Source organism: Cereibacter johrii (genome assembly GCF_001720585.1).
GTDB classification, from domain to species: domain Bacteria; phylum Pseudomonadota; class Alphaproteobacteria; order Rhodobacterales; family Rhodobacteraceae; genus Cereibacter_A; species Cereibacter_A johrii.
This window is the reverse complement of record NZ_MABH01000002.1, coordinates 1-4,164: the sequence shown is the minus strand read 5'-3', so window position 1 is coordinate 4,164 and position 4,164 is coordinate 1. Positions and strand designations below refer to the sequence as shown.

The window sequence follows — 4,164 nt, the reverse complement described above, 5'->3', positions numbered from 1 at the left end:
GGCCACGGGAGGCGACGCCCGGCCCGAGGGCGGCGGTCCCGAAGCGAGGGCATCCGCCCGGGACCGAAGGCCAAGGCACCGGGCTGGAGCCCGTCGCTCGCCCGGCAGGCGGGGGTCGGCTTCGGATCGGAGGCGGTTTCCTCGACGGGGCCTGCCGGGGCGGGCCGCCCGCCTCTCCCCATGTCGCCGGACGTCGGCGAGGCGCCCCGCCGCCGCCCCTTCTCCGCCACGGGTGAAGACGGCCCCTTCCCGGGGGTGGCGCGGCCGGTCCTATAACATGCGATTGCATCTAACACGCCGTTCCGTTAACATCTCTCGAAGCCAGGTTTCCCCAGCGCGCATCCGTTCCGCATCAGCTGACCCTGGAGACCCATGTCCATCCTGTCGCCCCGAATGATCCGGCTTCTGGCCGGGAGCGCCGCGCTGAGCGGGTCCTGTGCTGCCGCCCATGCACAGGATCTGGCCTTCTCGCTCGATCCCATCGTGGTGCAGGCGCGCGACGATTTCGCCGAAGCCGCCGACCGCGCCACCTCGATGTACGTCGCCGATGCCGAGCTCGAGCGCGCGCGCACCGGAGACCTCAAGGACGTCTTCGCGGGCATCGCCTCCGTCTCGGTCGGAGGGGCGCTGCCCCTCACGCAGAAGATCTTCGTGAACGGCGTCGACATGCTGAACCTCGGGGTCAGCATCGACGGGGCCGCGCAGAACAACCGCGCCTTCCACCATGTCTCGGCCAATGCGATCGATCCGGGGCTGCTCAAGCAGGTGCGGGTGGATGCCACGATCTCGCCGGCCGATGCCGGGCCCCATGCGCTGGCGGGGTCGGTCGTGTTCGAGACGGTCGATGCCGCCGATATCCTGCGCGAGGGGCAGCGCTTCGGCGGCAACCTGCGCCTGAGCTACAGCGACAACGGCGAGACGGCGCAGGGCGCCCTGACCCTCGCCGGGCGCGAGGGCGGCTTCGAGTGGCTGGCTTACGCCAAGCGCGCGACGGGCGACGATTACGAGGACGGCGACGGGGCCACGCGGCTCGGAACGGCGGCCAATCTCAAGAGCGCGCTGGGAAAGCTCGCCTACGAGAGCGAGGGCGGCCACCGCTTCGAGCTGTCGGCGCTGCGCCTGAGGGACGATGAGCTGCGCCAGTATCGGGCGAACTTCGGCGGACTGGGCGAGGTGGTCGATCAGCTGCGCGTCTATGACACGACGCGGGAAAGCTGGTCGCTCTCCTACGAGAACACGCAAGGCGAGGGGATGTGGGATCCGAGCTTCCGGCTCGGCTATTCGGAGAGCGACGTCGTCATTCCCGAGCCCTACGACAGCAACGGCCTGTCGGGCACCTGGTCGGCCACGCTGCAGAACGATTTCCACCTGAATGCCACCGACCGGATCTCGGCCGGCCTCGACTGGCAGCGCCGGTTCGGAGAATATTCGAGCCCGACCTTCGGCGAGTTCCTCGAGGAGACGTCGCACAATCTCGGCCTCTTCGTCCAGGCCCGGCTCGAGCCCACCGACCGCTGGCGGCTCTCGTTCGGCGGCCGCCTCGACCGTCAGGAGTTCGAGGGCGTCGACGGCAGCGACCTGCGTCATTCGGGGGCCTCGGGCAACGTCTCCGCAAGCTACGCCCTGACCGAGAGCCTCACGCTGCGCGGCGGCCTTTCCTCGATCTTCGGCGGCATCGACATCGAGGACAACTACATCTTCCGGCCGAACTGGGACTACGGCGACCTGCGGCCGTCGCGGGCCCGGAACGCGAGCCTGGGCTTCGACTGGGACGCGGGCGCCCTCAAGTTCGGAGGCGAGCTCTTCCTGACCGAGATCAACGACGCCCGCAGTGCCTCCGACACTTTCGACTTCGAGAGCCGCGGCTTCAACCTCGGCGCGACCTACGGCTGGGACGGCGGCTTTGCGCGCGCCACCCTCTCCCACAGCGAGGTGAAGGTGGACGGCGAGAAGGCCGCGGGCTACGAGGCGCTCGACTTCGGGGCCCCTCTGGGCACCGTGGCCGCGTTCGAGCTCCAGCAGGACACGGCGGTTGCGGGGCTGCGGCTCGGCGGCGGGCTCGATCTCGCGCTCGATCACGACATGCCCGCCTCGGCCGATCTGGATCTCGAGGGCTATTCGGTCGTGAATCTCTTCGCCGAATATGTGCCGCCTCAGGCGCAGAGCCTGACGCTCCGGCTGCAGGTCGACAACCTGTTCGACAAGACCTATGCGGACCGCGCGACCTACGGCGCGGAATATAGCGACGTCACCTCGCTGAAGGAGCCGGGCCGAACGATCACCCTCAGCGCGGTCACGCGCTTCTGAGGCGACGGGTGCGCTGCGGCGGGGATGCCCCGGCCGCGGCGGTTCCCGGACAGCCGTCGGAGATCCGTCAGGGATAGAGCCGGATCAGCAGGGCCGCCAACGAATAGCCCTCTTCATGGCTGAGGCGGGCGCCCAGCTCCTCGTGAATGGCCTCGCGGTAGATCTGCCAGATCCGGTCGTGCATTCCCCGGCCCGTCGGGGTCAGCGAGAGGATCTGCCCCCGGCCCTGTCCGGGCGAGCGCCGCCGGGCGATCCAGCCGCGCGCCTCGATGCGCGCGACATGGCGCGACAGGGCATATTGCGCCACGAGAAGCCGCCGCTCGATCTCGGCCATGGCGAGACCTGAGGGCTCTGCCCGCTCCAGTTCCAGAAGGATCTCGTACCAGACGACATCCTCGACCCCCTCCGACTTCAGCCTGCGCGCGACCTTGGGCATCAGGCTGCGCTGCACGCGCAGCAGATTGAACCAGGCCCGGTTCAGGCCCATGGACGGGTCGGGATCGTTCTGGAACGGGATCGGACGGGAAGTCAGGGACAAGGGAGGAACCTATCGGTCGGGAGGGTGCACGATCTTCCTCGCCCGGCGCCGGAACGGCAAGGTGCCCTTCTTCGGCTGCTCTCTCCGAAACGCTCCCCCGCTCGCAGCCCGGGCGTCGTCTCCGGCGCAGTGCGGCACCGGCGCAGTGCGGCACCGGCAGCGGGTGCCTGGGCGCGATGGGGGGAGGCCCGGGAGGCGGCGCCATCGGGCCTGCGGAGGCCGGTTGCCACGGGCGGAAATCTCGGTCACATCGGGGGCCGGATCATCCTGCAGCCCCCGAAGACCCGAGGTGACTCATGCATCGACTGCTCTTTCCCGCCTTGGCCGCGATGCTGGTCCTTGCCGGCTGCGCGGGAAGCCCGGGCGGACAGGTGGTCGTCGAGCGTGCGGGCGACGAGCTCCTGAAGCTCCGCGCCGGGCCGGGGCTCGGCTACCGTGTTCTCCTCGGCCTGCCGGACGGCACGGCGCTCCGGCGTCAGGGCTGCGTGACGGAGTTGGGTCAGCTCTGGTGCCGCGTGTCGCCGGTCAATGCGCCGCGGATCGTGGGCTATGTCTCCGCCGACTACCTCTCGGAGCGCTGAGGGCAGGTCCATCGCCCGTGAAGACGCGTCCCTCGCCGGATCGTCGTGAGGGGGAGGCTGCGGCTCGAAGGGGCCGAGCCGGCCGCCGGCCCGCAGGCGGGCCGGACCCGGACTCACGTCTGGAGATCCTCTGCGAGGCCCACGCGGCGGAGGGCAGCGCGGAACCTTTCGGTGCCTGGCGCCCGCGGCCCGGTGCGGGCCGCGGCAGAAGAGGCGGTCAGCGCGCCGCGAGCCACTCCGTCGCCAGATCGAGGTCGCGCTGGGTCAGCCCGTGGCTTGCGGGCAGGGTGCGGTGGGTGAGCGCCGCGCCCGCCTCCGTCAGCCGCCCGGCCAGCCGGGCGGCATTCTCGGCCGGCACGATCGGATCGGCGCTGCCGGAGAGGATCAGCACCGGCCGCCCCTCGAGGCCGCCCGATGGCGGCTTGGCCAGCGGCACCATCGGCCGGAGCAGGACAGCCCCCGCCAGCACCTCGGGCCGCAGCCAGAGGAGCGCCGCCGCAATGTTGGCGCCGTTCGAGAAGCCGAGCGCCACCGGCGCGGTGAGGCCGTAGCGGGCCTGCGCCTCGCCGATGAAGTCGGCGAGATCGTGGGCGCGGCGCTCCACGTCGGCCTCGTCGAAGACGCCCTCGGCGAGCCGGCGGAAGAAGCGCGGCCGCCCCTGCTCGAGCACCGCGCCGCGCGGCGACAGGAGTGCCGCCCCGGGCGCGACCGCCCGGCCCAGCGGCACGAGGTCGGATT

The 4,164-nt window shown here is 71.0% G+C and carries 4 protein-coding genes; 2 read left to right on the top strand and 2 right to left on the bottom strand.

The genetic code is table 11. From position 1 onward, the window contains the following. Positions 1–372 precede the first annotated feature (372 nt). Positions 373–2,307, top strand: a complete 1,935-nt coding sequence (locus A9O63_RS00070) for a TonB-dependent receptor plug domain-containing protein (protein ID WP_069330094.1) — start codon at positions 373–375, stop codon at positions 2,305–2,307. Between the two features lie 67 nt (positions 2,308–2,374). Here A9O63_RS00070 and A9O63_RS00065 read toward each other — a convergent pair whose 3' ends face one another. Then, positions 2,375–2,845, bottom strand: a complete 471-nt coding sequence (locus A9O63_RS00065) for a MarR family winged helix-turn-helix transcriptional regulator (RefSeq protein WP_084295481.1) — start codon at positions 2,843–2,845, stop codon at positions 2,375–2,377. Between the two features lie 296 nt (positions 2,846–3,141). Here A9O63_RS00065 and A9O63_RS00060 point away from each other — a divergent pair, with 296 nt between their 5' ends. Next, on the top strand, positions 3,142–3,426 hold the full coding sequence (locus A9O63_RS00060; protein WP_069330092.1) for an SH3 domain-containing protein: 285 nt from the start codon (positions 3,142–3,144) through the stop codon (positions 3,424–3,426). 217 nt (positions 3,427–3,643) lie between these two features. On the opposite strand, the gene A9O63_RS00055 is transcribed toward A9O63_RS00060, so the two are convergent. Then, a partial coding sequence (locus A9O63_RS00055; protein WP_069330091.1) for an alpha/beta hydrolase occupies positions 3,644–4,164 on the bottom strand: 521 nt, incomplete at its 5' end.